The organism is Streptomyces purpureus (genome assembly GCF_014648195.1).
Taxonomy (GTDB): domain Bacteria; phylum Actinomycetota; class Actinomycetes; order Streptomycetales; family Streptomycetaceae; genus Streptomyces; species Streptomyces purpureus.
Genome location: NZ_BMQQ01000003.1, coordinates 4,943 through 28,922, shown reverse-complemented (window position 1 = coordinate 28,922; position 23,980 = coordinate 4,943). Strand labels below are relative to the sequence as shown.

At 71.0% G+C, this 23,980-nt stretch carries 22 protein-coding genes; 7 read left to right on the top strand and 15 right to left on the bottom strand.

Annotated elements, in window-relative coordinates; all coding sequences use genetic code 11:
* The 3 genes from IEZ01_RS34685 to IEZ01_RS05620 form a co-directional block, all read left to right on the top strand.
* Positions 1 to 1,166, top strand: a 1,166-nt coding sequence (locus IEZ01_RS34685; RefSeq protein ID WP_229832720.1) for an FUSC family protein, incomplete at its 5' end; no start/stop codon positions are given.
* 244 nt (positions 1,167 to 1,410) lie between these two features.
* The gene (locus IEZ01_RS05625; RefSeq protein ID WP_019888015.1) at positions 1,411 to 2,883 is read left to right on the top strand and encodes an APC family permease; all 1,473 of its coding nucleotides are present in this window, start codon (positions 1,411 to 1,413) and stop codon (positions 2,881 to 2,883) included.
* A gap of 153 nt (positions 2,884 to 3,036) precedes the next feature.
* Positions 3,037 to 4,014 (top strand): hypothetical protein, encoded by a 978-nt coding sequence (locus IEZ01_RS05620; RefSeq protein ID WP_019888016.1) that lies wholly within the window; start codon positions 3,037 to 3,039, stop codon positions 4,012 to 4,014.
* 191 nt (positions 4,015 to 4,205) lie between these two features.
* Here the strand turns inward: IEZ01_RS05620 and IEZ01_RS05615 are convergent, their stop codons facing one another.
* Positions 4,206 to 6,293, bottom strand: a complete 2,088-nt coding sequence (locus IEZ01_RS05615) for a PhoX family protein (RefSeq protein WP_189200254.1) — start codon at positions 6,291 to 6,293, stop codon at positions 4,206 to 4,208.
* A 294-nt stretch (positions 6,294 to 6,587) separates the two neighbouring features.
* Here IEZ01_RS05615 and IEZ01_RS05610 point away from each other — a divergent pair, with 294 nt between their 5' ends.
* Positions 6,588 to 7,991, top strand: a complete 1,404-nt coding sequence (locus IEZ01_RS05610) for a VWA domain-containing protein (RefSeq protein WP_189200252.1) — start codon at positions 6,588 to 6,590, stop codon at positions 7,989 to 7,991.
* On the opposite strand, the gene IEZ01_RS05605 is transcribed toward IEZ01_RS05610, so the two are convergent.
* A complete protein-coding gene (locus tag IEZ01_RS05605; RefSeq protein ID WP_019888021.1) occupies positions 7,988 to 9,157 on the bottom strand; it encodes a sensor histidine kinase in 1,170 nt (389 codons plus the stop codon). The two genes, IEZ01_RS05610 and IEZ01_RS05605, sit on opposite strands and share 4 nt — an antisense overlap.
* On the bottom strand, positions 9,154 to 9,807 hold the full coding sequence (locus IEZ01_RS05600) for a response regulator transcription factor (protein ID WP_040875573.1): 654 nt from the start codon (positions 9,805 to 9,807) through the stop codon (positions 9,154 to 9,156). The genes IEZ01_RS05605 and IEZ01_RS05600 overlap by 4 nt, the downstream gene beginning before the upstream one ends.
* A gap of 155 nt (positions 9,808 to 9,962) precedes the next feature.
* Here IEZ01_RS05600 and metG point away from each other — a divergent pair, with 155 nt between their 5' ends.
* On the top strand, positions 9,963 to 11,582 hold the full coding sequence (gene metG / locus IEZ01_RS05595; protein ID WP_019888025.1) for a methionine--tRNA ligase: 1,620 nt from the start codon (positions 9,963 to 9,965) through the stop codon (positions 11,580 to 11,582).
* 63 nt (positions 11,583 to 11,645) lie between these two features.
* Here metG and IEZ01_RS05590 read toward each other — a convergent pair whose 3' ends face one another.
* The 12 genes from IEZ01_RS05590 to aspS form a co-directional block, all read right to left on the bottom strand.
* Entirely contained in the window at positions 11,646 to 12,008 is a 363-nt protein-coding gene (locus IEZ01_RS05590) for a hypothetical protein (protein ID WP_189200250.1), read from the bottom strand.
* On the bottom strand, positions 12,005 to 12,346 hold the full coding sequence (locus IEZ01_RS05585; protein WP_189200248.1) for a hypothetical protein: 342 nt from the start codon (positions 12,344 to 12,346) through the stop codon (positions 12,005 to 12,007). Before IEZ01_RS05585 ends, IEZ01_RS05590 begins: the two co-directional genes overlap by 4 nt.
* Positions 12,347 to 12,542: 196 nt before the next feature.
* Positions 12,543 to 13,208 carry a contact-dependent growth inhibition system immunity protein gene (locus tag IEZ01_RS05580; protein WP_189200246.1) on the bottom strand — a complete coding sequence of 222 codons (666 nt, stop codon included), beginning with the start codon at positions 13,206 to 13,208 and terminating at the stop codon, positions 12,543 to 12,545.
* Positions 13,209 to 13,221: 13 nt separating this feature from the next.
* Complete coding sequence (locus IEZ01_RS05575; protein WP_019888031.1) at positions 13,222 to 13,521, bottom strand: RNase A-like domain-containing protein; 300 nt, start codon at positions 13,519 to 13,521, stop codon at positions 13,222 to 13,224.
* 45 nt (positions 13,522 to 13,566) lie between these two features.
* The gene (locus tag IEZ01_RS05570) at positions 13,567 to 14,127 is read right to left on the bottom strand and encodes a hypothetical protein (protein ID WP_019888032.1); all 561 of its coding nucleotides are present in this window, start codon (positions 14,125 to 14,127) and stop codon (positions 13,567 to 13,569) included.
* An 11-nt stretch (positions 14,128 to 14,138) separates the two neighbouring features.
* On the bottom strand, positions 14,139 to 15,956 hold the full coding sequence (locus tag IEZ01_RS05565) for an RNase A-like domain-containing protein (RefSeq protein ID WP_189200244.1): 1,818 nt from the start codon (positions 15,954 to 15,956) through the stop codon (positions 14,139 to 14,141).
* On the bottom strand, positions 15,956 to 16,261 hold the full coding sequence (locus tag IEZ01_RS05560; RefSeq protein WP_019888037.1) for a WXG100 family type VII secretion target: 306 nt from the start codon (positions 16,259 to 16,261) through the stop codon (positions 15,956 to 15,958). The genes IEZ01_RS05565 and IEZ01_RS05560 overlap by 1 nt, the downstream gene beginning before the upstream one ends.
* A gap of 24 nt (positions 16,262 to 16,285) precedes the next feature.
* Positions 16,286 to 16,681, bottom strand: a complete 396-nt coding sequence (locus tag IEZ01_RS05555; protein WP_040875167.1) for a WXG100 family type VII secretion target — start codon at positions 16,679 to 16,681, stop codon at positions 16,286 to 16,288.
* A 103-nt stretch (positions 16,682 to 16,784) separates the two neighbouring features.
* Positions 16,785 to 17,546, bottom strand: coding sequence for a L,D-transpeptidase family protein (locus tag IEZ01_RS05550; protein ID WP_019888039.1), 762 nt, complete (start codon positions 17,544 to 17,546; stop codon positions 16,785 to 16,787).
* Position 17,547: 1 nt separating this feature from the next.
* Positions 17,548 to 18,285, bottom strand: a complete 738-nt coding sequence (locus tag IEZ01_RS05545) for a hypothetical protein (RefSeq protein WP_019888040.1) — start codon at positions 18,283 to 18,285, stop codon at positions 17,548 to 17,550.
* Positions 18,278 to 18,790, bottom strand: a complete 513-nt coding sequence (locus tag IEZ01_RS05540; protein ID WP_019888041.1) for a SigE family RNA polymerase sigma factor — start codon at positions 18,788 to 18,790, stop codon at positions 18,278 to 18,280. The genes IEZ01_RS05545 and IEZ01_RS05540 overlap by 8 nt, the downstream gene beginning before the upstream one ends.
* 194 nt (positions 18,791 to 18,984) lie before the next feature.
* A complete protein-coding gene (aspS, locus tag IEZ01_RS05535; protein ID WP_189200242.1) occupies positions 18,985 to 20,805 on the bottom strand; it encodes an aspartate--tRNA ligase in 1,821 nt (606 codons plus the stop codon).
* A gap of 171 nt (positions 20,806 to 20,976) precedes the next feature.
* Between aspS and IEZ01_RS05530 the strand changes: the two genes are divergently transcribed.
* Both IEZ01_RS05530 and IEZ01_RS05525 read left to right on the top strand, forming a co-directional pair.
* Positions 20,977 to 23,073, top strand: coding sequence for a SpoIIE family protein phosphatase (locus IEZ01_RS05530; RefSeq protein ID WP_189200240.1), 2,097 nt, complete (start codon positions 20,977 to 20,979; stop codon positions 23,071 to 23,073).
* Positions 23,074 to 23,198: 125 nt separating this feature from the next.
* Positions 23,199 to 23,980 (top strand): MBL fold metallo-hydrolase (locus IEZ01_RS05525; protein ID WP_189200500.1); only part of this gene is annotated, 782 nt, incomplete at its 3' end.

Here is a 23,980-nt window from a genome sequence, read left to right as displayed (position 1 = left end):
GCCCCCTCGACCCCGCCATCCCCGCCGCCGTACGCCACCTCGCCGACGCCGTCGAAGAAGGCCGCACCACCACCCCCACCCTCGACCTCCCCCCACCCACCACCCCCGCCGAACGCGCCGTCGACCACGCCCTGCGCCACGCCGCCACCGTCGTCCACCAGGCCGAACCCGACCCCCACAACATCGACGACCGCCTCGGCCGCCCCGCCGCCCTGCGCATCCGTGCCCGCCGCACCCTGCGCGACGTCCTGCTCACCGAAGCCTCCTGGCGCTACGGCCTACGCCTCGCCCTGTGCATCGGCCTCGCCCAGTCCCTCGTCTCCCTCATCGACGTCCCCCGCTCCTACTGGGTCGCCCTCACCGTCACCTTCGTCCTCAAACCCGACTTCGGCTCCGTCTTCTCCCGCGCCGTCATGCGCGCCCTCGGCACCGCCGCCGGCCTCGTCACCGCCGCCGCCGTCCTCGCCGAAGTCCCCCGCGGCTGGTGGGACATCCCCGTCATGATCGCCCTCGCCGCCCTCATCCCCGCCTTCTCCGCCAAGGGCTACGCCTTCCAGACCGCCGCCATCACCCCCGTCATCCTGCTCCTGTCCGACCTCCTCAACCGACAGGGCTTCGGCCTCGTCCTGCCCCGCCTGTGGGACTCCCTCATCGGCTGCGCCATCGCCCTGATCGCCGGCTACCTCCTCTGGCCCGAAAGCTGGCGCAGCCGCATCGGCGACCGCCTCGCCGACGCCGTCGACGACACCGCCCACTACGTCGCCCGCGCCTTCGACTCCACCTGGGACCCCGGCGAACGCGTCCGCGCCCGCCGCCGCATCTACCGCGACCTGTCCGCCGTACGCTCCGAATTCCAGCGCGCCCTCACCGAACCCCCACCCACCGGGGCCCGCGCCGCCGCCTGGTGGCCCCTCGTCGTCGCCGTCGAACGCATCGTCGACGCCACCACCGCCGCCCGCGTCCGCGTCACCCACGGCGCACCACCCCCCGCACCCGTCGAAATCACCGACATCGCCCAGCAACTCCACGACCTCGCCCAAGGCATCCGCGCCACCGACGGCGCCCTCGTCAACGTCCGCGCCCAACTCGAAGGTGACGAACACGGCGTACTCGCCCCCCTCCGCCAAGAAGTCCGCGCCGCCCGGGCCGTCACCACCCAGCCCTGACCAACCCTGACGGGTCTCGATCCGAGGAATCCCTGCCCAAAACCCCTCCAGGCGAAGGAATTACGGGCCGCGCCGCCATCGGGCGACCGAATTCCATGCATCCCGGCAGAGCTGCCCCACCGCCCTCACCGAACCCGACCAGTACGACTACGATGCGCTCGATCAACCCCCCGCGCACCCGGCACGCGAACGGCACCAGCCCGTGACCCACCGCCACACGCCGTGCCCGACAAGGACATTCGCCATGCGCCCACACCCCGGCAGAGGGCTCCAGCCCAATGTCCTCGGCACGTTCGACACCATCGTCATGGCGGTCGCCGGCAGCGCCCCCGCCTACTCGCTCGCCGCCACCACCGCCGTACTCTTCGGCGCCGTCGGCCTCGCCGGACCCGCCGCCCTGCTCTACTGCGCCATCCCCATGCTCGGCATCGTCCTCGCCTACAGCCGCCTCGGCCGCATCGACGTCAACGCCGGCGCCGGATACTCCTGGGTCGGCCGCACCCTCCACCCCTTCCTGGGCTTCCTCTCCGGCTGGGCCCTCGTCATCGCCGCCACCCTCTTCATGGTCGCCGGATCCCTCCCCGCCGGCGCCATGACCCTCGCCCTGTTCGACCCCGGACTCGCCGACAACACCGCCCTGTCCACCACCGTCGGCGCCGGCTGGTTCCTCATCATGCTGCTCGTCGTGCTCGGCGGCGCCCGGCTCACCGTCCGCGCCCAGCTCCTCATGACCGGCGTCGAACTCCTCATCCTGCTCGCGTTCGTCCTCGCCGCCGTCCTCCACCGCGGCACCGCCCACGCCTTCGAATGGTCCTGGCTCGGCTTCGGCCACTTCGACGGCGCCGGCGGCTTCGCCTCCGGCGCCCTCATCGCCGCCTTCTACTACTGGGGCTGGGACGTCACCAGCAACCTCAGCGAAGAGACCCGCGACAGCCGCCGCACCGCCGGACTCGCCGCCCTCATCGGCGTCGGCGTCGTCTTCCTCCTCTTCGAAGCGTTCACCATCGCCGTCAACATCATCCTCACCTCCGGCCAGATCGAAGCCAACGGCGCGGGCGTCCTGTCCGCCCTCGGCCACGAGATCTGGCCCGGCACCGGCGGAAAACTCCTCGTCGCCGCCGTCCTGCTCTCCACCGTCGCCACCCTGGAGACCACCCTCATCCAGGTCACCCGCTCCCTGTTCGCCATGGGCCGCGACCACACCCTCCCCGCCGCCCTCGGCACCGTCCACCGCCGCTGGAACACCCCCTGGGTCGCCATCGCCGTCGTCGGCGCCGTCGCCTCCCTGATGTTCGTCGCCTCCACCACCCTCGGCTCCGTCGCCGACGTCCTCAGCGCCGCCGTCAGCGCCATCGGCCTCCAGATCGCCTTCTACTACGGCCTCGCCGGCATCGCCGCCGTCGTCGCCTACCGCTCGATGCTGCTCAGCTCCGTACGCAACTTCGTCCTCGGCGGCGCCTGGCCCCTCCTCGGCTCCGCCTTCATGCTCTGGGCCTTCTTCGAATCCCTCACCGAACTCTCCACGGCCTCCGTCACCATCGGACTCGGCGGCCTCGCCGCCGGCATCGCCCCCATGCTCTGGTACTGGCACAAGGGCAGCGCCTACTACACCCCGGCCAAACTCGACGCCCAACGCGCCCTCGCCGCCGCCGAACCGTACGTCCCCACCACGCGCGGCGGCCGCCGCGCCGACGAAGCCCTCGCCACCGACTTCTGACCCCCACCCACCCCGGGCCCGGCGCACCCGGCGAACTCCCCGCCGACCCACGCCGATCCCCCGCCCCACGCAACCCCGCCAGGCCCGCGCCCCTCCTCAGTCATAGCTCATACCGCACGCCTCACCACCTCACGTCACGAGGGAGGAAACCGGATGGCCCCACGCCGCCGCACGGCACGCTTCGTCCCGGACTTCGACCCGGACTACGGCGACCGCGCCCTCACCGCGGCCCGGCACGACATGGTCATCGGCCGCTGGCAGGGCGTACGCGACCTGCTCCACGCCACCGGCGACGACTGGGCCCGCCGCACCCACCGCCTGCGACTCCTCTCCCACGCGGCCGCCGGCAGCTCCACCGTCGAGTCCTGGCGCGCCGCCGAACCCGACAACCCCGACGCCGCCGTCCTGCGCGCCGCCACCGAGGTCGTACGCTCCTTCAACGAAGCCATCGCCGCCGGCCGCGGCACCGCCGTCGACCGGACCCGCCTCGACGTCGCGGTGATGGCCTGCCTGAGCGCCGCCGACGCCCGCCCCGCCGACCCCATGCCCTGGGTCTCCCTGATAACGGTGGCCCGGCTGTACGAGAACGGCGTCGGCCGCCGCCAAATACGCGGCTGGTGGGACGAGTTGCGCCGCCGCGACCCGTACAACACCGAAGGCCACGCCCAGCTGCTCCGCTACTGGTCGGCACGGTGGCACGGCACCCACGGCTCGATGTACGACTTCGCCCGCGACGCGGCGGGCGTCGCCCCGCCCGGCACCTCCCTGCCGATCGTCGTCCAGATCGCCCGCGTGGAGGAATACCGCTACATCGCCGACGGGGCGAAGGGCCGCGGCCCCGTACGCGGCTTCGACCAGCACTGGAAACACGAGCTCGCGGTGACCGAACTACGCCGCACCTACGACCGCTGGCTCACCGGCCGCCCCCCGGTCCCGGTGGCACCGGAGGAGGTCGCCGACCTCAACTACCTGGTGCACGCGGCATGTTACGCCGGTCAGGCCGAGCTGGCGCGGGAGGTCTTCGGACTGCTGGGGAAGCGGGCGGCGTGGGTGCCGTGGGCGTACACGGGCGCGCCGGGGGAGCAGTTCTGCCGGTTCAGGGAGAGCGTGGGAGCGGCGGCTGACGGATGAACGCTGACCGATGAGCGATGACCGCCGGCAGATGTGGGCTGACAGATGACAGATATCGGCTGACTGTCGACCGATGACGGACAACGGATGACAGACGACAGGCGACAGCGGTCCGCTGACGACGGACGGGCCCGGCCGGGTCGTGGCTGACCGGCCGGGCCCCTCAGAAGTGGCTCACGTGAGGCGTGGCGTCAGACGCCGATGCCCCGGCCGTCCTGGCGCCAGACGGAGACGACCGACGGGCGGACGATCTTGCCCGGTCCGTCCGGCCACGTCGACGCCGGCTTCTCGACGGACGCGCCGTCGACCTCGCCCGGGTGTTGCACGGCGACGATGACCCGCTTGTCCTGGATGACCGGCCCACACGTCTCGGCACCGGCCGGGACCGTCAGGAACTGCTTCAGCTCACCGCGCCGCTCGCCGTGCGTGGCGACACCGAACAGGCCGTCGTGCGAGCCGAGCTGGTTGCCGTCGGTGGAGATCCACAGGTTGCCGTACGGGTCGAAGGCGACGTTGTCCGGGCAGGAGATCGGGCTGACCTTGTCCTTGGGGAAGCCGGCGAAGTACGTCGCCGGGTCGTTCGGGTCGCCGGCGACCAGGAAGAGGCGCCAGGCGAAGCCGTCGCTCGCCGGGTCGTCCCAGTGCTCGGCGAGCTCCAGGATCTGGCCGTGCTTGTTGGCGTTGCGCGGGTTGGCCTCGTCGGCGGCCGCGTAGCCGGCCTTGCCGCGGTTGGTGTTGTTGGTGAGCGCGACGTAGACGCGGCCGGTGCGCGGCGACGGCTCGACGTCCTCGGGGCGGTCCATCTTGGTGGCGCCGACCTTGTCACCGGCGAGGCGGGTGAAGACGTACACCTCCTCGGCGGTCATGCCGGGCACGTGCGAGACGTCGCCGGTGGCGAGCGGGATCCACTGGCCGCTGCCGTCGAACTCGCCGTCGTTGGGGAGCTTGCCCGTGCCGTCGACCTCGGCCGGCGAGTCGCCGGTCAGCTTGGCGACGTACAGCGTGCCCTCGTCCAGGAGCGTGAGGTTGTGCTCGCGCGCGGCGCGGCTCTTGCCCTTCTTCATCCGCTTCGAGGAGACGAACTTGTAGAAGTAGTCGAAGCGCTCGTCGTCACCCATGTAGATGACCGGACGGCCGTCCTCGGTCAGTCGCGGCTGCGCGGCCTCGTGCTTGAAGCGGCCGAGGGCGGTGCGCTTGCGGGGCGTGGAGTCCGGGTCGTACGGGTCGAGCTCGACGACCCAGCCGAAGCGGTGGGGCTCGTTGGGCTCCTGGGCGACGTCGAACCGCTTGTCGAACCGCTCCCACTTGCGCTCGGACGCGGCGCCGGTGACGCCGTAGCGCTTGAGACGCGTGGCCTGTACGGGGTCGGTGACGCCGCCGCCGTTGGCGAAGTACTGGTTGAAGTTCTCCTCGCCGTGCAGCGTGGTGCCCCACGGGGTGGTGCCGCCGGCGCAGTTGTTGAGGGTGCCGAGCACCTTCGTGCCGCTCGGGTCGGCGGAGGTCTTCACCAGGTCGCTGCCGGCGGCCGGGCCGGTGAGCCTGAACTCGCTGGTGGTGTGGAGGCGGCGGTTGAGCTGGTGGCGCGTGACGGCGGTGAGCTTGCCGCTGCGGTGGTCCTCCTGCACGACGACGACCGACAGGCCGTGCGCGGCCCAGGCGATCTCGACCTGCTCGCGGGTCGGGTTCTCCGAGTCGTAGCCCTTGAACATCAGGACTTCGTCGGTGTACTCGTGGTTCGCGACCATGAGCTGCTGGCGCTCGTACGCGCCGCCGAGCGGGAGCAGGCTGATGAAGTCGTTGTTGTAGCCGAACTGCCCGGCCTGCGCCTTCGCGGTCTGCTTGTCGGCGTTGAACCCCGGGGCGCCGCGGAGGATGGGCTCGCCCCAGCGGATGACGACGTTGTGGGCGTAGCCCTCGGGGACGGTGACCTTGTCGTCCTTGTTCGGGGCGACGGGCGCGAAGCGCAGACCACGGGCGCCGTCGGCCTTGCCGCGGGCGCCCGGCGCGGCGCCGAGGCCCTCGGCCGGGGCGGCGACGGCGGGCGAGCCGCCCTGCGCGACGACCGCACCGCCGGCGGCGGCCGCGACGGTGACGACGGCGGCGGCGCGCATCATGGAGCGGCGGGAGTACGCGGAGGCTATGACGTCACCGACGTACTCGTTGTCGCTGGTGTTGGGCACCTCGTGGAAGCAGGCGTCGCCGCAGCGGAAACGGCAGGTCAGGGCGGATCGCCCGCCCGCGTGTGAGGGATTGCTCAGCAGCGGCAGCAGTTTGCGCACTTGGTCCTCCTCAGGCGCAGCCTGCGCCCACGTGGTGCCGACATGGTGTCGGGATTCCGTCCGGCGGTGACGTTATGTGCGTACATCTGCCCTATGGAGGCGTGAGAATGAACGGCTGATGAATCCGGAGCGACCGGGGCGGGGTTGACCTGGCGGCGGCGCGCCGAAGGCCGCTGTTCGGCGACTCACCGGGCGACTCACGGGGCCGCTAACCTTACGTGTCCGCCCTGGCCAGGGATGATTCCTACCAGTACGGACATACACCGCACCCAACTCATGCGAAAGGCCTCGCCCATGGGCATTCGGAGCTTGCTGCGCAAGGTGTTTGGACGCGACCGTGCGGAGCGTAACGAGTCGGCGGCAGCCTCCGTCCCGCCCCAGACGGAACGCACCACCCAGGAACCCTCCTCCGTCGCGTCCGCCCCGGCGACCGCGTCCGCCTCCACCTCCGCGTCCGCCTCCGGTTCCGCCGAGGCCTCGGCCTCGGAACCGTCGACCCCCTCGACCCCCTCGGCCCCCTCGGCCGCGTCGGCCTCGGAGCCGGTGGTCCCGGCCCAGGCCCAGACCCAGGTCGAAAGGACGGCGGCGGATCTGGTGGCGGCGTCCTTCGACAACCCGAAGCCGCGTACGACCACGGTGCCGCCGGCCCGCGAGGAGTCGGTCCCGGAGGGTACGGCCCCGGCAACCGCGACGCCGGAGAAGCCGGTTGAGCCGGAGGCAGCTCCGGAGCCGACGCCTGAGCCTGAGCCCGTGGTGGCGGAGACGGCCCCCGAGACGGCCCCCGAGGTCCTGGCCGAGCCCGAGCCGGTCGCGGAGCCGGAACCGGTCGTGGCCGAGGCGGGGCCCGAGCCTGCGCCCGCCCCGGAGCCGGAGGCCGCTCCCGAGCCGGAGCCGCAGCCGGAGCCCGCCGCGGCGGAGGAGGCCCCCGAGCCCGCCCCCGCCCCCGAGCCGGTCGCCGCGGCAGCGGAGCCCACCCCCCAGCCCGAGCCCACCCCCACCACCCCCGCCCCCAAGCCGGCCGTCACGCTCGCCCGCGTGAAGGCCCGGGCGCCGCAGCTCGTGGAGGCGTACAAGGCGGCCGGGGCTGTTCTCAAGAAGCAGGAGCTCGTCGGCGCCCGCGCGGCCGTCTACCTCGTGCTCGACCGGTCGCTGTCCATGCGGGGCTTCTACAAGGACGGCACCGTCCAGCGCCTCGCCGAGCAGACCCTCGCGCTCGCCGCGCACCTCGACGAGGAGGCCACCGTCCAGGTCGTCTTCTTCTCGACCGAGATCGACGGCACCGGTGAGCTGACCCTCGACGCGATCGAGGGCCGGATCGAGGAGCTGCACGGCTCGCTGGGCCGGATGGGCCGGACGAACTACGACCGCGCGATCGAAGAGGTCCTGGCGCAGCACGAGAAGGCCGGCGGCGACCGGCCGGCGTTCGTCGTGTTCCAGACCGACGGCGCGCCGGAGTCGAAGACGGCCGCGACGCAGGCCCTCGCGGCCGCCGCCGACAAGCCGGTCCACTGGCAGTTCGTGGCGTTCGGCGAGGAGGACGCCAAGGCCTTCGACTACCTGCGCAAGCTGGCCGTCGACCACGCCGGCTTCCACCACGCGGGGCCGGCCCCCGCCGAGACGCCGCACCCGGCGTTCTTCCGGGGCCTGCTCGCCTCGTACCAGCCGCAGCAGCCGGACCAGCCCCGGCCGCAGGCCTAGAGGGTCACCGGCAGGGTGACGGTGACGGCGAGCCCGCCCCCGCCGGGGCCGGGCTCGGCCGTCACCGTGCCGCCGTGGGCGACGGTGATCGAGCGGACGATGGAGAGCCCGAGCCCCGCGCCCGGCCCCATCCGGTCGCGGCCCTCGCCCCGCCGGAATGGTTCGAAAAGTCCGGGTATGTCCTCGGCGCGTACCTCGGGTCCGGTGTTGGCGACGACGAGCTGACCGCCGCAGACGGTGACCCGTACGAAGCCGTCCGGGACGTTGTAGGCGACGGCGTTGGCGAGCAGGTTCCGTACGAGCTGGGCGAGGAGCAGCCGGTTGCCGCGTACGGCCGCGCCGGTGGCCCCGGCCGGGTCGGCGGCGGTCGCGTGGTCGGCGGCGGTCGCGGGGTCGAAGGCCACGCCGTGCCGCCGGCACTCCTCGGCGACGACGTCGGCGAGGTCGACGTCGTCGCGTTCCTCCAGGCCGCGCTCGCTGCGGGCGAGCACCAGCAGCCCTTCGATGAGCCGCTCGCTGCGCCGGTTGCTGTCGAGGAGGAGCTGTTTCGTCGCGGCGAGCTCCTCGGCGGAGGCGGTCTCGTCGAGTCCGACCTGGATGGCGGTGCGCTGGGTGGCGAGCGGGGTGCGCAGCTCGTGGGAGGCGTTGGCGATGAACCGGCGCTGGCTGTCGAAAGCGGTCTCCAGGCGGCCGAGGAGCGCGTCGATGGTGTCGCCGAGGTGTTTCAGCTCGTCGTCGGGGCCGACGGCGGCGATCCGCTCGTGCAGGTTCCGCTCGGACAGGCGGCGGGCGCGGGCGGTCATCTCGTGGACGGGCCGCAGGACCCGTCCGGCGGTCCACCAGCCGACGGCGACCGCGCACAGGGCGGTGGCGAGCAGCGCGAAGCCGGACCAGATCAGCATCTGCTGCCCGGCGGCGTCCTGGACGGTGTCGGTGAGCTCGACCACGGAGAAGGACGTCCCCTCCCCGTACAGGTCGTACGACTGACCGGCCGCGGGCGCGGGCAGGGCGGGTACGGCCTCGGAGCGGATCTGGGCGACGCGGTCCTGCGTACCGGCGCGGGAGAGCAGGTTGACGACGGTGAGCAGGCAGGTGCCGAGGACGAGGAAGACGCCCCCGAAGACGAGGGCGACACGGGTGCGGATGGTGGAGCCGGGGCCGATCACAGGGCGTACCCGACGCCCTGGACGGTGCGGATGAGGGCGGGCTCGCCGAGTTTGCCGCGCAGCTTGCTCATGCAGACGCGTACGGCGCCGGTGAAGGGGTCGGTGTGGGCGTCCCAGGCCCGTTCGAGGAGCTCCTCGGCGGAGACGGTGCCGCCGTCGGCCTCCAGCAGGATCTGCAGCACGGAGAACTCCTTGGGGGAGAGGTCGAGGTCGCGTCCGTCGCGGGTGGCGGTGCGGCGGACGGTGTCGAGGCGTACGCCGGACTTTTCGAGCAGGGGCGGTACGGGGCGGGCGCTGCGGCGGCGCAGGGCGCGTACGCGGGAGACGAGCTCGGGGAAGTCGAAGGGTTTGCCGAGGTAGTCGTCGGCGCCGAGGTCGAGGCCTTCGACGCGGTCGTCGAGGGAGGCGGAGGCGGTGAGCATGAGGATGCGGGTGCGGGAGGAGCCGGCGACGAGGTGGCGGGCGACGTCGTCGCCGTGGACGCGGGGCAGGTCGCGGTCGAGGACGACGACGTCGTAGTCGTACAGGCCGAGGTAGGCGAGGGCGGCGTCGCCGCTGTAGACGGTGTCGACGGCGAACCCGGCGCGGCGCAGGCCGGTGGCGACGAGCTCGGCGAGGTCCTGTTCGTCCTCGGCCACCAGTACGCGCATGATCTTCTCTTCCTCGTTCACGGGCCCCCGCCTCTCCCCAGGATGCGTCTTTCTACGGAGGAGGTTGTTTCGCGAACGTCTCCGGAGCTCTCGGGGGTGTCCACGGACGGAAACGCGGGTGAGTGGATCTTCGGCGGACCGTTAGGATTTTGACCATGGCGGCCACTGGATCCGAGAAGCAGGGGGCGAACGGCGTGAAGTCTTACTACGTATCGACCCCCATCTACTACGTCAACGACGCTCCTCACCTGGGCCACGCCTATACGACCGTCGCAGGCGACGTGCTCACGCGCTGGCACCGTCAGCGTGGCGAGAAGGTGTGGTACCTCACCGGCACGGACGAGCACGGTCAGAAGATCATGCGCACCGCGGAGGCGAACGGCGTCAGCCCGCAGGAGTGGTGCGACAAGCTCGTCGAGGAGGCGTGGAAGCCCCTCTGGGAGCACCTGAACATCGCGAACGACGACTTCATCCGGACGACGGAGAAGCGGCACACGGACCGTGTGCAGGAGTTCGTGCAGGACCTGTACGACAAGGGTGAGATCTACAAGGGCGGGTACGAGGGCCCGTACTGCGTGGGCTGTGAGGAGTACAAGCTCCCCGGTGATCTGATCGAGGACGAGCAGGGTGTGAAGCTCTGCCCGGTCCACAAGAAGCCGGTGGAGATCCTCAAGGAGGAGAACTACTTCTTCAAGCTCAGCGAGTACGGCCCGAAGCTTCTGGAGTTCTACGAGGCGAACCCGGGCTTCATCCAGCCGGAGTCGGCCCGTAACGAGGTGCTGAACTTCGTCAAGCAGGGTCTTGAGGACCTGTCGATCTCCCGCTCGACGTTCGACTGGGGCGTCCCCGTGCCGTGGGACGACAAGCACGTCATCTACGTGTGGGTCGACGCGCTGCTGAACTACGCGACGGCGGTCGGCTACAACGAGAACCCCGAGAAGTTCGAGTCGACCTTCCCGGCGAACGTGCACCTGATCGGCAAGGACATCCTCCGCTTCCACGCGGTGATCTGGCCGGCGATGCTGATGGCGCAGGGCCTGCCGGTGCCGGGCAAGGTCGCGGCGAACGGCTGGCTGATGGTCGGCGGCGAGAAGATGTCGAAGTCGAACCTGACCGGCATCAAGCCGCAGGACCTGACCTCGCACTTCGGCGTGGACGCCTACCGCTGGTACTTCCTGCGGGCGATCGCGTTCGGTCAGGACGGCTCGTTCTCGTGGGAGGACTTCACCGCCCGCTACACCTCCGAGCTGGCGAACGACTACGGCAACCTGGCGTCGCGGGTCGCGGCGATGGTCGGCAAGTACTTCGGCGGCACGCTGCCGGCGGCGACGGCCGCGGGCGAGGCGGAGAAGGCGATCGCCGAGGGCATGGCGAAGGCCGTGGCGGAGGCGGACCGGAAGATCGGCGAGGAGCTGGACTTCCAGGGCGGCATCCTGGCGATCTTCGACTTCGTGAAGCAGGTGAACGGCTACATCACGGAGCAGGAGCCGTGGAAGGTGGCCAAGGACGAGTCGGAGGAGGGCCGCGCCCGCCTGGCGACGATCCTCTACACGGCGGCCGAGTCGCTGCGCGCGGTGGCGGTCCTGCTGAACCCGGTCATGCCGGAGACCTCCCAGAAGCTCTGGGACTCCCTCGGCGCGGAATCCACCGCCCTGGGCGCCCTGTCCTCCCAGCCCCTCCAGGCGGCGGGCACGTGGGGCCAGCTCCCGGCGGGCGCGACGGTGACGAAGGGCGCGGTGCTCTTCCCGCGCCTGGAGGAGCCGAAGAAGGACTGACGGGTTTCTGCCAACCCGCCGACGGGCCCGGGATCCAATTACGGATCCCGGGCCCTCGGGTCTTCATTGACCGGGGGGTGGGGCAAGGTCCGGGATGAGGTACTCGCCGGCCAGGTGGTCGAAGTGGTCCCCCGCCGACCGGCAGAGTTCCTTGCGATCGATATCCCACAAGGGCGCCAGAAACTCAGCCTCGACGAATCCGGTCTGCGTGAGCTCGCCCAGAGCGTTCAACTCGCTCTCGCGGCAGTTCGGAACGCTCTCCACCGCTGCGGCGACGGACAGCAGTGAGGCGACTACTCCGACCTCGTGCTGGTTGAAGGACCGGACCCAGTCGCAGATGGTCTCCGCCGCTTCTTCCCGGAGCTCGGGGGAGAAGGAGGACAGGTTCCGGACGAGTGAAAGGAGGTTGCTGTTTCCTACCGTCATGGTGCTTCCCGTCTCCCGTGAGGGTCGGTGTGCAGTACAGCGGCTCCGTGGAAGTCGCCGAAGGTCGTGAAGAGTCCGACCTCGTCCTCGGAGACGACGACGAGGCTGAAGCCGTCCGAATACAGGCTCAGCTCCACCCAGGCCTGTCCGGAGCTGGTGAAGTCGAGGGTGCCGGTGTTCCTTGCCCCGGTGATGTTGGTATGGAAGGTGGCTCCGGTTCCGTAGCGGGCGAGGATGTGACGCGCCAGCTCACGCAGTTCGTCCGTGCTCTCCCTGAATCGACGGGTGTTCTGCAGGGTGCAGCCGTCGTCGCATCGAGGTGACCCGGCCGTGTTCAATCATCGATCCATGCCTTGGGTGCGCCGCGAGCACCGGTGACGTCGGTGTGGAAGGTGGCTCCGATTCCGTAGCGGGCGAGGACGAGCCATCCCCGAGGGGCCATCACGCCACGCTCCATGATGTGGATTGGTCAGTCATTCCCTTGCTACCGGCGGGTGCGACAGTTTCGCGGGCGCCGACCGACGCCGGCGGGTGTCAGGCGTCGGCGTCCGCCAGTCGCGTGGCCACCGACTGGAACCAGGCGCTGTAGGAGAAGGGTTCCGGCGGGGCTACCTCCATGCCGAGTTCGGCGGCGCCGACGGCGTAGTCGGACTCGTCGAGGGGCAGGGCGAGGAGTTCGTTCAGCTCACCGCAGAGTCGGGCCGTCAGCTGGGGGTGGGTGGTGGCGAGGTAGTCGGCGAGGGCGGCGTCGTGGTCGGGGAACTCGTCCACGATGTCCTGGGAGAACCAGCCGCCGAGCAGCTGGGCCGTCTCCGGGAAGCGGGCATGCCATTCCCAGTGCGTCCGCGGGGCGGGCCGGGGCGTGGGGGCCTCGCCGGTTTCGATGCTCTGCTTGAGGTGGTCGGCGACGACCAGCAACCAGTCCTGGATCGCGGACTCGGGCAGGCCGGTGTCCGGGACCGAGTAGAACTCGCCCAGGCTCAGGCGCAGCCGCCCCGGCGGGTTGCGGCTGTACTCGCGCAGCTGGCGCTCCGCCTCGGCGATTGCCCAGGGGCGGGTGTGCCAGGTGTGGCGCAGGTAGGCGTCAAGGGCGTGGCTGCGCTGCTCGGGGGTGTCGTCGGCGGGCTGCCCGAGGTAGGCGCGGAGGACCTGATCGAGCTCGCCGTAGCGGCGGTCGTGTTCGAGGGGCTTCATGGACACGGTCGCGGGGCCTCTACAGGTAGAACGGGAGGGTGGTCTGGACGACGAAACCGTGCGGGCTGGCCGGCTCGCGGCGCAGCACGACGCGGGCCGCCCGCACGTCGACGGGCTCCCGGCCCGCGAGCATCATCGCCTCCAGCAGCACCCTGCCGACGGGGTCTTCGCGGGACGGCCAGGCGGCCTCGATGGTGAGGCGGGCCCGGGTGCCCTGGGCGAGCCAGCGGTGGATGACCTGCTCGTTGGCTGTGACGACCTGCTGGGTGGCCCACTGGGCGGTTTCCCGGTCGGGGTAGGTGGCGGATCGGGTCAGCATGGGGCCATTCTCTCGTAGGGTCCCTACTCGGGCGGTGAGAAGGGGTCAGTAGTCGCCGAAGGTGGCGAAGAGCCCGACCTCGTCCTCGGAGACGACGACGAGGACGGCGTCGTCCGCGTACTCACTCAACTGAACCCATGACCGGCCTGATGTTGTGAAGTCGATGACACCCGCGTCACTGGCGTCGGTGATGTTGGTGTAGCAGGCGAAATCGGTTCCGTAGCGCGCGAGTACGGTGCGAGCCAAAACCCGAAGTTCGTCCATGCTCTCGCCGAATCGCCGTACGTTCTGGAGAGTGCACGAGTCGTCGGTGAGGGCGAGCAGCAATTCCTCCGCGGAAGCGTGGGTGATCGGGAAGAGACGCTCGCCCAGTTCCTCGGCGGTGAAGACGCGGAAGGGATATGCGGGCCGTACTTCCCGCTCGGGATCCTCAGCGGTGTCGTCCAGGGTGAGCCATCCCCGCGGGTCCGGCACGGGACGCCGCATGACCGCGAGGACGTCCGAGCGCCAGTCCTCATGGCACCGGGGTCCCGTGACCATGCAGCAGAAAGCGTCCTCGTAGAGGTGGCGTACCGCACCGTCCCACGAGCTCCTGTCGACGTTCATGCGGATTCTCCTCAGGGGGTGCTCGGTGCCTTGTCGGATGGCATGGAGGTGACGACGGTGAATTTCGGATCGGGGAGGGACGGATCGTACTTGATGCGGGTTTCGATGTATTTCACGTCGGTCGCCTTCGCGCCCAGGCCGTTCTTCTGGTAGCCCGTGCCGTCATTGGGGTCGGGACTTCCCTTGCTCACCGATATGCCGCTGGTCTCATTGGGGGGCGCTTCCCCTTGGATGGTCTTCCACCGGTCGGCACCGGTCGGATTGCTCGCCAGCCAGGCCTTGATTTCGGCCGAGTTCTGGTTGATGTTCCGTTGGGTGAGTTCCTGCGCGCGCGCATAGTCCGGGAAGGACGACGACGCACCGATCTTCGGTTTGCCTTGGGGCCAGGTCGGCGTCGTGTGATGGATGTTCTGCTGCTGGTCGCGCAGCCGCTGAGCGAGCTGCTCGTCCGTCTTGCCCACGTGCTTGTCGAGCGTGTGGCCGTTGCTGAGCCACTCGTTGCTCGCCAGGTCGATGGTGTAGTTGCCGTTCGCGTCTTCCTTGATCCACCGCTGCGGGGTCTTGAACTCGTCCAGGGCCCGGGCGCCGTACCCCCGCGCGCGTGCCACACCCGCCTGATACGTGGGAGCGCTGAGGTACGCCTCGTTCAGCGGGTCCATCAGGGCCCTCATCCGGGTCGTCAGACCGTCCAGGGTGCTGGTGTAGGTGTCGACGATCCGGTTGAGCTCTGCGGTGTCTATCTTGAGGATGGTCTTGACGTCGAACTCGGCCAGGAGACCGACGCTCTTGCCCGCGCCCTTCGCAACGGTCTTGACCAGGCCGCCGACGTCCTTCATGCCGACGCCGTCCTTCAGGTTCAGGTCCTTGTCGACCATGTCCCTGAGCGCCTTCTTCATGGCCTCGACGAGCTCGTCCCAGACCTCCTCGTTGAGCTTCACCGCGGCCTCGGCGTACTCCTTGAGGATCTTGCTGATGGCCTCGGCGGTGGTGAAGAGGACGGAGAACACCGGCTGGCTTCCGGTGGGGCGCTTCGGGGTTCCGGGACCCGAGTTCCCCTGCTGTGCCCACTGCTGGCCGTGACGCTGATGCCCCCAGTCCGTGGCGCCCCAGATGGCGCTGCAGAAGATCTGCATGGCGTCCGCCCAGTCGGCCTGCTGGGTGTTGGTGAGGGGGGCGAGCGCCCCGGACAATTCGCTGGAGACGGTGCTGAGCGTGTTGAGGGTCTGCGACCAGTTCTGGCTCAGGGAGTGGAGGTAGTGCTGCTGAGGATAGGGGTAGACGTCCGCGACCTTGCCGAGCCGGAACACGTTCTTGAACACCGGGTGGAGCGCGGCGCGTATGGGCGGGGAGATGTTCTCCAGCAGCGAGCGGAGGATGTCGTCGCCGCCGTCGTTGTCGCCCCACTTGAGGTCGGGAACGGTGCCGAGGGCCGGAGGCTTGTCGATGACGTTGCCCGGGGGCGGCTTCTGCTCCGCGGTCTTACCGGGCTTCGGGTTCGTCGCCGCGTCCGCCTTCGTGTAGGCGTTGGCCGTCTCCGTGAAGCCGATGGCCACGCCACCGGTGCTGGCGACGGACTTGGCCCACACCTCCAGCCACCGGTTGGCGACCTTCTGGTACTCGACCGAGAACTCCCGGGCGTCGCTGCCCGCGCCGCCCGCGTCCGGGTACTTCTCGAGCCCGGTCAGCAGGTCCTTGGCGCCGTTCATGAGGGTCGTCTGCTGGTGGGCGACCTGACCTGAGGCGCGCCAGAGGTGGCTGGGTCTGACGTCGATGTTCCCGGTGCCGCCGGGCGCTTGCGCCGACGGAGGCCCGGGCGTGGGGCCGGCCATCAGGCGCCGCCTCCCCAGCCCTGGAGGACGGAGCGGTTGGCCGCGGCGTAGTTGAGGTGGCCGTTCACGACCACCTCGTGGAGCCAGGCCTGGGCGGCCCGCAGGTCCTGCGCGGAGCGGTCCCAGGTGTCGAGCTCGTCGATGAAGGCCTCGCGGGCCTCGCCGTCCCAGCTCAGCACGGCCTTCTCGGTACGTTTGTACAACAGGTCCAGCTTCTCGTTCAGGGTGCGCAGGATGTCCTCCAGCTCGCCGGAAAGACGCTGGAGCGTGGCGAAGTTGACGGTGATGTGGTCGTCTTCCGACATGGCGTTGCTGTTTCCCCGTGAGATCTAGACGTCCAGAATCCGGCTTTGCGGCTGCGCCGGCGCGGATCCGGGGGCCGGCTCCGACCAGGCCCGGGCGGTCGCCGAGACGTCGGCGCCGTCCTGCAGCTTGCTGATCCGCCCCAGCGTGTCCAGCTCCTGCTCGGTGAAGCCGTCACGGCTGAGCCGGGTCGCCTCCTCCAGCAGCACGAGGATGTTCCGGATCCGTACGGCGTCCTCCGCCACACCCCGGTGGAGGCTGCGGTAGGCCTTGGCCGCGGGGCCTCGCCAGCCCGCTTCGATGCTGTCCACCACGGCGTCCATCCGCCGCGTCTGCTGCTCCAGATACCTCTGCATGGCATCCATGTCGTCGGCGAGCTTGGACAGCCCGTCCTCCGACACGTCAAGATCAGCGTTCTGCATCCCGGCCCCCCGACCACTGCGCCCATCCCGTACGAACGCGAGTGATCGAAAGCCTACGCGAATGCTTCTCTGCCGCCGACGGCCCCTCAGGTCCCGGTATCCCTCACCGCCGCAGCGCTCCCCCGTCCCCCATCACCACCACCGGCCGCATCGACGGGTCCAGCCAGCGCAGCAGTTCCCGCATGTGGGCGCGGGTCACCGAGACGCAGCCTTCTGTGGGGCCGTTGTGGTCGACGTGGAGCCAGATGCCGCCGCCGCGCTTCGGGCCGAGGGGGCGGGTCCAGTCCAGGGGGGTGCGGCCGGGGCGGCGGTTGTAGTTGATGGCGACGACGTAGTCGAAGGAGCCCGCCAGGGGTTCGCCCAGGGCGCCCGTGCCGCGGGCCGTGAAGGCGCGGCCACGGTCGTAGGGGAGGCGGGTGCCCGGGTCCGGGAGGAGGCCGCCCGCGTCCGTGAGGCCGAAGACGCCGATCGGGGAGCGCTTGTCGCCCTGGATGTGATGGCCCGTCCAGCCCTTGAGCGCGTTGTGGGCCGGCCACGGCGTGCCGACCGGCGACCAGCCGGTGGCCGGGTCACGGACGTAGCGGACCACCGTCGAGCGGTACGACTTCGGGCCCGCGCCCGTGACCACCACCGCCTGACGGGCCGTCGCCGGGATCGCGGCGCGCGTCGCCGGGCCCAGCCCGGGGATCTCACGCGGCGGCGCGGGGGCCGGCCGGACCGCCTCCGCCTTGGCGTCGGCCGCCTGCTGGGTGGTCGTACGCGGCTCGGGCGCCGAAGCCGGAGGCGCCGTACAGCCCACCGCGAGCAGCAGCCCCGCGCACAGGAAGCCTCGCAGGGAGCCTCGCGGGGGTCGGAGTGCCGCCATGTCAGTGCCTTTCCTTGAGGTATGAGGTGTCGTACGCCGCCGTGGCGAGGATCTGCCGGATCTCCTCCAGCCGCCGGTCGCCGTCCCGGCCGAGACACGCGGTCACGACGAGCACCGAACCCGTCCCGGCCGCCTCGGGTGCGTCGAGGAGCGTGACGTACTCGTGGGCGCCGCCGAGCGCCCGGCAGGAACCGCTCAGCCGCACACGGTTCGGAGCCCGGCCCGGCCGCACCTTCGGCTGGAGGGACGGCTGCCCACTGATCCGCAGGACCAACAGCGCCCCGTCCGCGTCGAGCCGTTCCAGCGGCGCACAGAACACGTCCGGCGCGGGCCGGCAGGTCTCCTCGTACGGAGTGAGCCGCTGCGGCGCCGCGAAACCGGTCGCCCCGGCCTTCAGCCCGGGCCGTGCCGGGGAGTGCAGCCCGTACCAGCCCGGCGGCAGCCGCAGCGACAGCCCGGCCAGCTCCGGATAGCGCACGGCCGGGTCGGCCGGCACCGTCGCCGGCGACGCGGGCGGCCCCTGCGGCGCCGGCAGGGACTCCGGCCGCAGAACACCCCCCGCCAGCAGCACGCCCGCCACCGCCAGCGCGCCGCCCGCCACCGCGGCCCGCCGGCGCCGGCGCCGTACGACCCGCTCCCGCACCCGCCGCATCCGGCCCTCGGGCGCGGCGAGCTCCGGCACCGCCCGTTCCAGCAGCGCCCTCAGCCCCGCCTCCTGAGCTTTCCGGTCCTCAGTCACAGCGCTCCTCCACGGGCTCCGGCAGCACGGCCCGCAGGGTGCGCAGCGCCTTCGCGGCCTGGCTCTTGACCGTGCCGGGGGAGCAGCGAAGCGTCGCAGCGGTCTCCTCCACGCTCAGGTCCTCGAAGTAGCGCAGCACCACGACGGCCCGCTGCCGGGGCGGCAGCAGCCGTACCGCGGCGCCCAGTGTCTGGCCAAGGTCCACGCCCTCGTACGCGTCCGAGGGCGCCGCCCGCTCCGGGAGTACGCCGTGCGGGACCTCGCCCCGCCAGCGCCGCCGCCACCAGGACGTGTGGGTGTGGATGAGGGCCTTGCGCAGATACGCCTCGGGGTGGTCGGCCGCGATCCGGGGCCACTTGGGCCACACCTTGGCCAGGACCGTCTGGAGCAGGTCCTCGGCGAGGTGCGCGTCGCCGGTGAGCAGCCACGCCATCCGCAGCAGCCTGGTGCCGCGCGCGGCGACGAACTCCTCGAAGTCGCCGTGGTCGGGCCGCCCGCCGCGCATCCGTCTCCGTCCCCGTCCGTCGCCGCCTGTGCCGCCGGTCCTCCCGGCGTTCCCGTAGGTGTTCCACGCCAGTGGAACGCGGTGGCCTGCCGAACGGGTTGCCCTGCCGTCCAATTCCAGAGAACAAGAGGGGAGGGGAAGACAGCAGAAGGGCCTCGGAACCAAGTGGTTCCGAGGCCCTTCCGACGGTGAACTTACCGACCCGCCTCCGGGTGGACCGCCTCGCCGATCGGCCGCTCGTCCGCCGGCTTCTCCTTCGCGACCGGCTTGCGCAGCTGGATGTTCAGCTCACGCAGCCGCGCCTCGTCCAGCTCCGTCGGCGCGCCCATCAGCAGGTCCTGCGCGTTGCCGTTGAGCGGGAACGCGATCGTCTCGCGAATGTTCGGCTCGTCGGCCAGGAGCATGACGATACGGTCGACGCCCGGGGCGATGCCGCCGTGCGGCGGGGCGCCGTACTCGAACGCGCGCAGCATGCCCGCGAACTCCTGCTCCACGGTCTCCCGGGAGTAGCCGGCGATCTCGAACGCCTTGAACATGACCTCGGGCTCATGGTTCCGGATGGCGCCGGAGGACAGCTCGACGCCGTTGCACACGATGTCGTACTGCCAGCCGAGGATGTCCAGCGGGTCCTGGGTCTCCAGGGCCTCCAGGCCGCCCTGCGGCATGGAGAACGGGTTGTGCGAGAAGTCGATCTTGCCGGTCTCCTCGTCCCGCTCGTACATCGGGAAGTCGACGATCCAGCAGAAGCGGAAGACGCCGTCCTCGAAGTGGCCGGCCCGCTTCGCGGCCTCGACCCGCACCGCGCCCATGATCTTCGAGACCTCGTCGAACTCGCCCGCGCCGAAGAAGACGGCGTGACCGGCCTGCAGGCCGAGGCGCTCGGTGAGGACCTTGACGTTCTCCTCGGTGAGGAACTTGGCGATCGGGCCGCTGAGCGTGCCGTCCTCGCCGACCCGGACCCAGGCCAGGCCCTTGGCGCCCTGCTCGACGGCGTACTCACCGAGGCCGTCGAAGAACTTACGGGTCTGCTCGGCGGTGTCCGGGACCGGCAGTGCGCGCACGTGCTTGCCCGCGAACGCCTTGAACTCCGAGCCCTCGAAGACGTCGGTGATGTCGACGAGCTCCAGCTTGGCGCGCAGGTCCGGCTTGTCGGAGCCGTACGTGAGCATCGCCTCGCGGAACGGGATCCGCGGGAAGGGGGACGTGACGTGCCGGCCGCCGCCGAACTCCTCGAAGAGCTCGGTCATCAGCCTCTCGATCGGCTGGAAGACGTCCTCCTGCTCGACGAAGCTCATCTCGACGTCGAGCTGGTAGAACTCGCCCGGCGAGCGGTCGGCGCGGGCGTCCTCGTCGCGGAAGCAGGGCGCGATCTGGAAGTAGCGGTCGAAGCCGGAGATCATCAGCAGCTGCTTGAACTGCTGCGGGGCCTGCGGCAGCGCGTAGAACTTGCCCGGGTTGAGACGGGACGGCACGACGAAGTCGCGGGCGCCCTCGGGGGAGGTCGCGGCGAGGATCGGGGTCGCCATCTCGTTGAAGCCGAGCGCGGTCATCTTGTGCCGGATGGCGGAGATGACGGCGGTGCGCAGCATGATGTTGCGGTGCATGCGCTCGCGGCGCAGGTCGAGGAAGCGGTACTCCAGACGGCGCTCCTCGTTGACGCCGTCGTCGGCGTTGACGGTGAACGGGATCTGCTTGGCGGCGCCGAGGACCTCGACCTCGCCGGCCTCGATCTCGATCTCGCCGGTGGCGAGGTCGGGGTTGACGTTGTCGGCGCCGCGGGAGACGACCTTGCCGTCGACGCGGACGACGGTCTCCTTCGTCAGCTTGTCGAGGACCTCGGCGGCCGGGGTGCCGGGCCGGGCGACGAGCTGCGTGATGCCGTAGTGGTCGCGCAGATCGATGAAGAGGATGCCGCCCAGGTCGCGCCGATTGTGCAGCCAGCCGCTCAGCCGGACGTCGGTGCCGACGTCAGAGGCGCGGAGCTCGCCGCAGGTGTGGGACCTGTACCGATGCATCGTCGTTCATCCAGTCTTCGGTATGGGGGTATGGCTCGACTGGTCAAGGTTACCCGTCCGGCCAAGATCGCTTATCGAATACTCCACGTACGCGAAGCAGACACCGGGGGTCGAACCGTTGTCGGACACCCTCAGTGGCGACCGATCCGTCAATCTTCTTAAAGTGGGGAAATGCGCACCGAGGACGTGCTGGCCGCGATCGCGACCGGCCTGTGGCGCTGGGACAACGCGACCGGGACCGTCACCCTCGACGCGGAGGCGGCCCGGCTCCTCGGGCTGCCCGCCGAGCCCGTGGCGCTCACCGAGGCGCAGGTGCGCTCCCGGTTCCACCCCGTCGACTGGAACGAGATCGACGGCGTCGTCAACCTCGCCGTCGCCGAGGGCACCCTCGCCGAGGCCCGCCTGCGGATCATGGACACCGACGGGCGGGTCCTCCGTACCGTACGCAGCCGCTCCAAGCCCCTGATCGACGGCGACGACTACGAACTCGTCGGCACCCTCCAGGAGGTCGCCGAGCCTCAGCCCGGCACCGCCGCCGCCACCCCCGTCACCGGAGACTGGCGCCGCTCGCGCGAGGCGTTCCTGCTGGACGCCGGGCGGGCGCTGGCGGAGGCCCGCTCCACGGCGGAGGTCCTGCGGGTGGCGGCGTCGCTGTCGATGCCCGGCTTCTCGCCCGACGGCCTCGCCGTCTTCGGCATGGCGGGCGACCGGCTCACGATCATCGGGCACCACGGCCACCACCCCGGCGACGAGGGACCCTTCACCGAGATGTCCCGGGACACCGACTACCCCGCGGCCGAGGTCGTACGGACAGGGCGGGCGATCTACCTGCCCTCGCCGCAGGAGTACCGGCGCCGCTTCCCGGCGGCCTGGCGCCTGGCGGAACGATTCGGCAGGGAGTCCTGGGCCTTCCTCCCGCTCATCGTCGCCGGCCGCACCATGGGTGCCTGGATGGCCGCCTTCAAACACCCCGTCGCCTTCACCCCCGACGAGCGCTCCGTCCTCACCACCGTCGCCCGGATGCTCGCCCAGGCCCTCGCCCGCGCCGGCGTCGCCGAGTCCGAACGCGAACTCTCCCTCGGCCTCCAGCGCTCGATGATGCCGGTCCTCGGACCCGCCATCCCGGGCATGTCGATCGCCGCACGGTACGTACCGACCGGCGGCGGCCTCCAGGTCGGCGGCGACTGGTACGACATGATCCCGCTGCCCGGCGGCGGCTCCCGCGCCGGCAGCCGGGTCGCCCTCGTCATCGGGGACGTCCAGGGCCACGACGTACGCGCCGCCGGTCTCATGGGCCAGCTCCGGATCGCCGTACGGGCCTACGCCTCCGAAGGCCACCGGCCCGACGCCGTCCTCTCCCGCGCCTCCCGGTTCCTCTACGGCATCACCGACGGCACCGACGGCACCGACGGCTTCGGCGGCCCCCGCTTCGCGACCTGCCTCTACCTGGAGGTCGACCCGGAGACCGGCACCATCGACATCGCCCGCGCCGGGCACCCCGACCCGGCGGTACGGATGGCCGACGGAACGGTCGTCCAACGCCCCACCGCGGGCGGCCTGCCCCTCGGCATCGTCCCCGACACCGACTACCCGACGACCCGGCTCACCCTGGAACCCGGCGAGACGCTGATGATGTGCACCGACGGACTCCTGGAGACCGGCGGGCACGACCTCGACAGCGGCTGGACCCGGATCCGCACGCTCCTCGAATCCCACGACGGCGGCTCGCTGGAAGCACTGGCCGACAGCCTCGTTCAGGCCGTCCACGGCCCCGGCTCGCACCACACGACCGGCCCGCTCGCCGACCGCCGCGAGGACGACATCGCCGTCCTGCTGCTCTCCCGGCTCGGCACCCCGCCCCGCCAGGCCCCGCGCCGCAGCGCCATGACCGTCGCCCAGGCCGAACCGGAGCGGATCGCCGCGGCCCGGCAGCACGTGCGGGAGCTGCTGCACGACTGGACGGACCAGGAGCAGATCGACGCGGCGGTGCTGATGGTCTCCGAGATGGTCACCAACGTCCTCGTCCACACCGACGGCGACGCGCTCCTCGTCGCGGAGGCGACCGGCGAACACGGCACCCGCCGGCTACGGGTCGAGGTCGCCGACGCCAGCGACGAACTCCCGCACCGGCGGCGGCCCGGCGAGATGGCCTCCTCGGGCCGCGGCCTGCTGCTGATGGAGATGCTGGCGCACGCGTGGGGCGTGGACCCGAGGGGCGAGGGCAAGTCGATCTGGTTCGAGCTGTACGAGGACGCGCGGGGCGAGTAGGGGCCTTCGGGGGCGCGGGGGCTCCCGGGCTTCCGGGGGCGTGCGGCGGGGGCTTCCGAGGGCGCGGCGGGGCGTACGGGGGGAGACTGGAGACGTACGGCCGCCGGGGGACCTTGGAGCGCGCCATGGACATCCACAAGGTCGGCAGCGACACCACCGTCATCGGGGACAGCCTCGAAATACCGGGCATCGGCTTCCTGCCCATCAACGCCTTCGTCCTGCGCGCCGCGGAGCCGGTCGTCGTCGACACCGGCCTCTCCCTCCCCGACCGGGACTTCGTGGCCGCCCTCGGCTCCGTCATGGACCCCGCCGACGTCCGCTGGATCTGGCTCACCCACCCCGACCGCGACCACACCGGCGGGATCTTCGAGCTGCTCCAGGCCTCGCCCAAATGCCGGGTCGTCACCACGTTCATCGGCGCGGGCATCATGTCCACCGAACGGCCCTTCCCGATGGACCGCCTGTACCTCCTCAACCCGGGCCAGTCCCTGGACGTCGGGGACCGCACGCTGCACGGCTTCCGGCCGCCGCTGTACGACAGCCCCGTCACGGTCGGCTTCTACGACGACAAGACGCGGATCATGTTCAGCTCCGACTGCTTCGGCGGGCCGGTGCCGAGCCAGGAGATCGCGGAGGGCGGCCACGCCTCCGACCTGCCGCCGGAGGACCTGCGGGCGGCGCAGCTGCTGTGGGCGACCCTGGACAGTCCGTGGGTGCAGATCGTCGACCCGGTGAAGTACGTCGCCACGATCGAACCGCTGCGGGCGATGGATCCGGAGATCGTGCTCTCCACCCATCTGCCGCCCGCCGTACGGCTCACCGAGGTGATGCTCGGCACGATCACCATGGCACCGGAGTCCGATCCGTTCATCGGGCCGGACCAGCGGGCCCTTGAGGAGATGCTCGC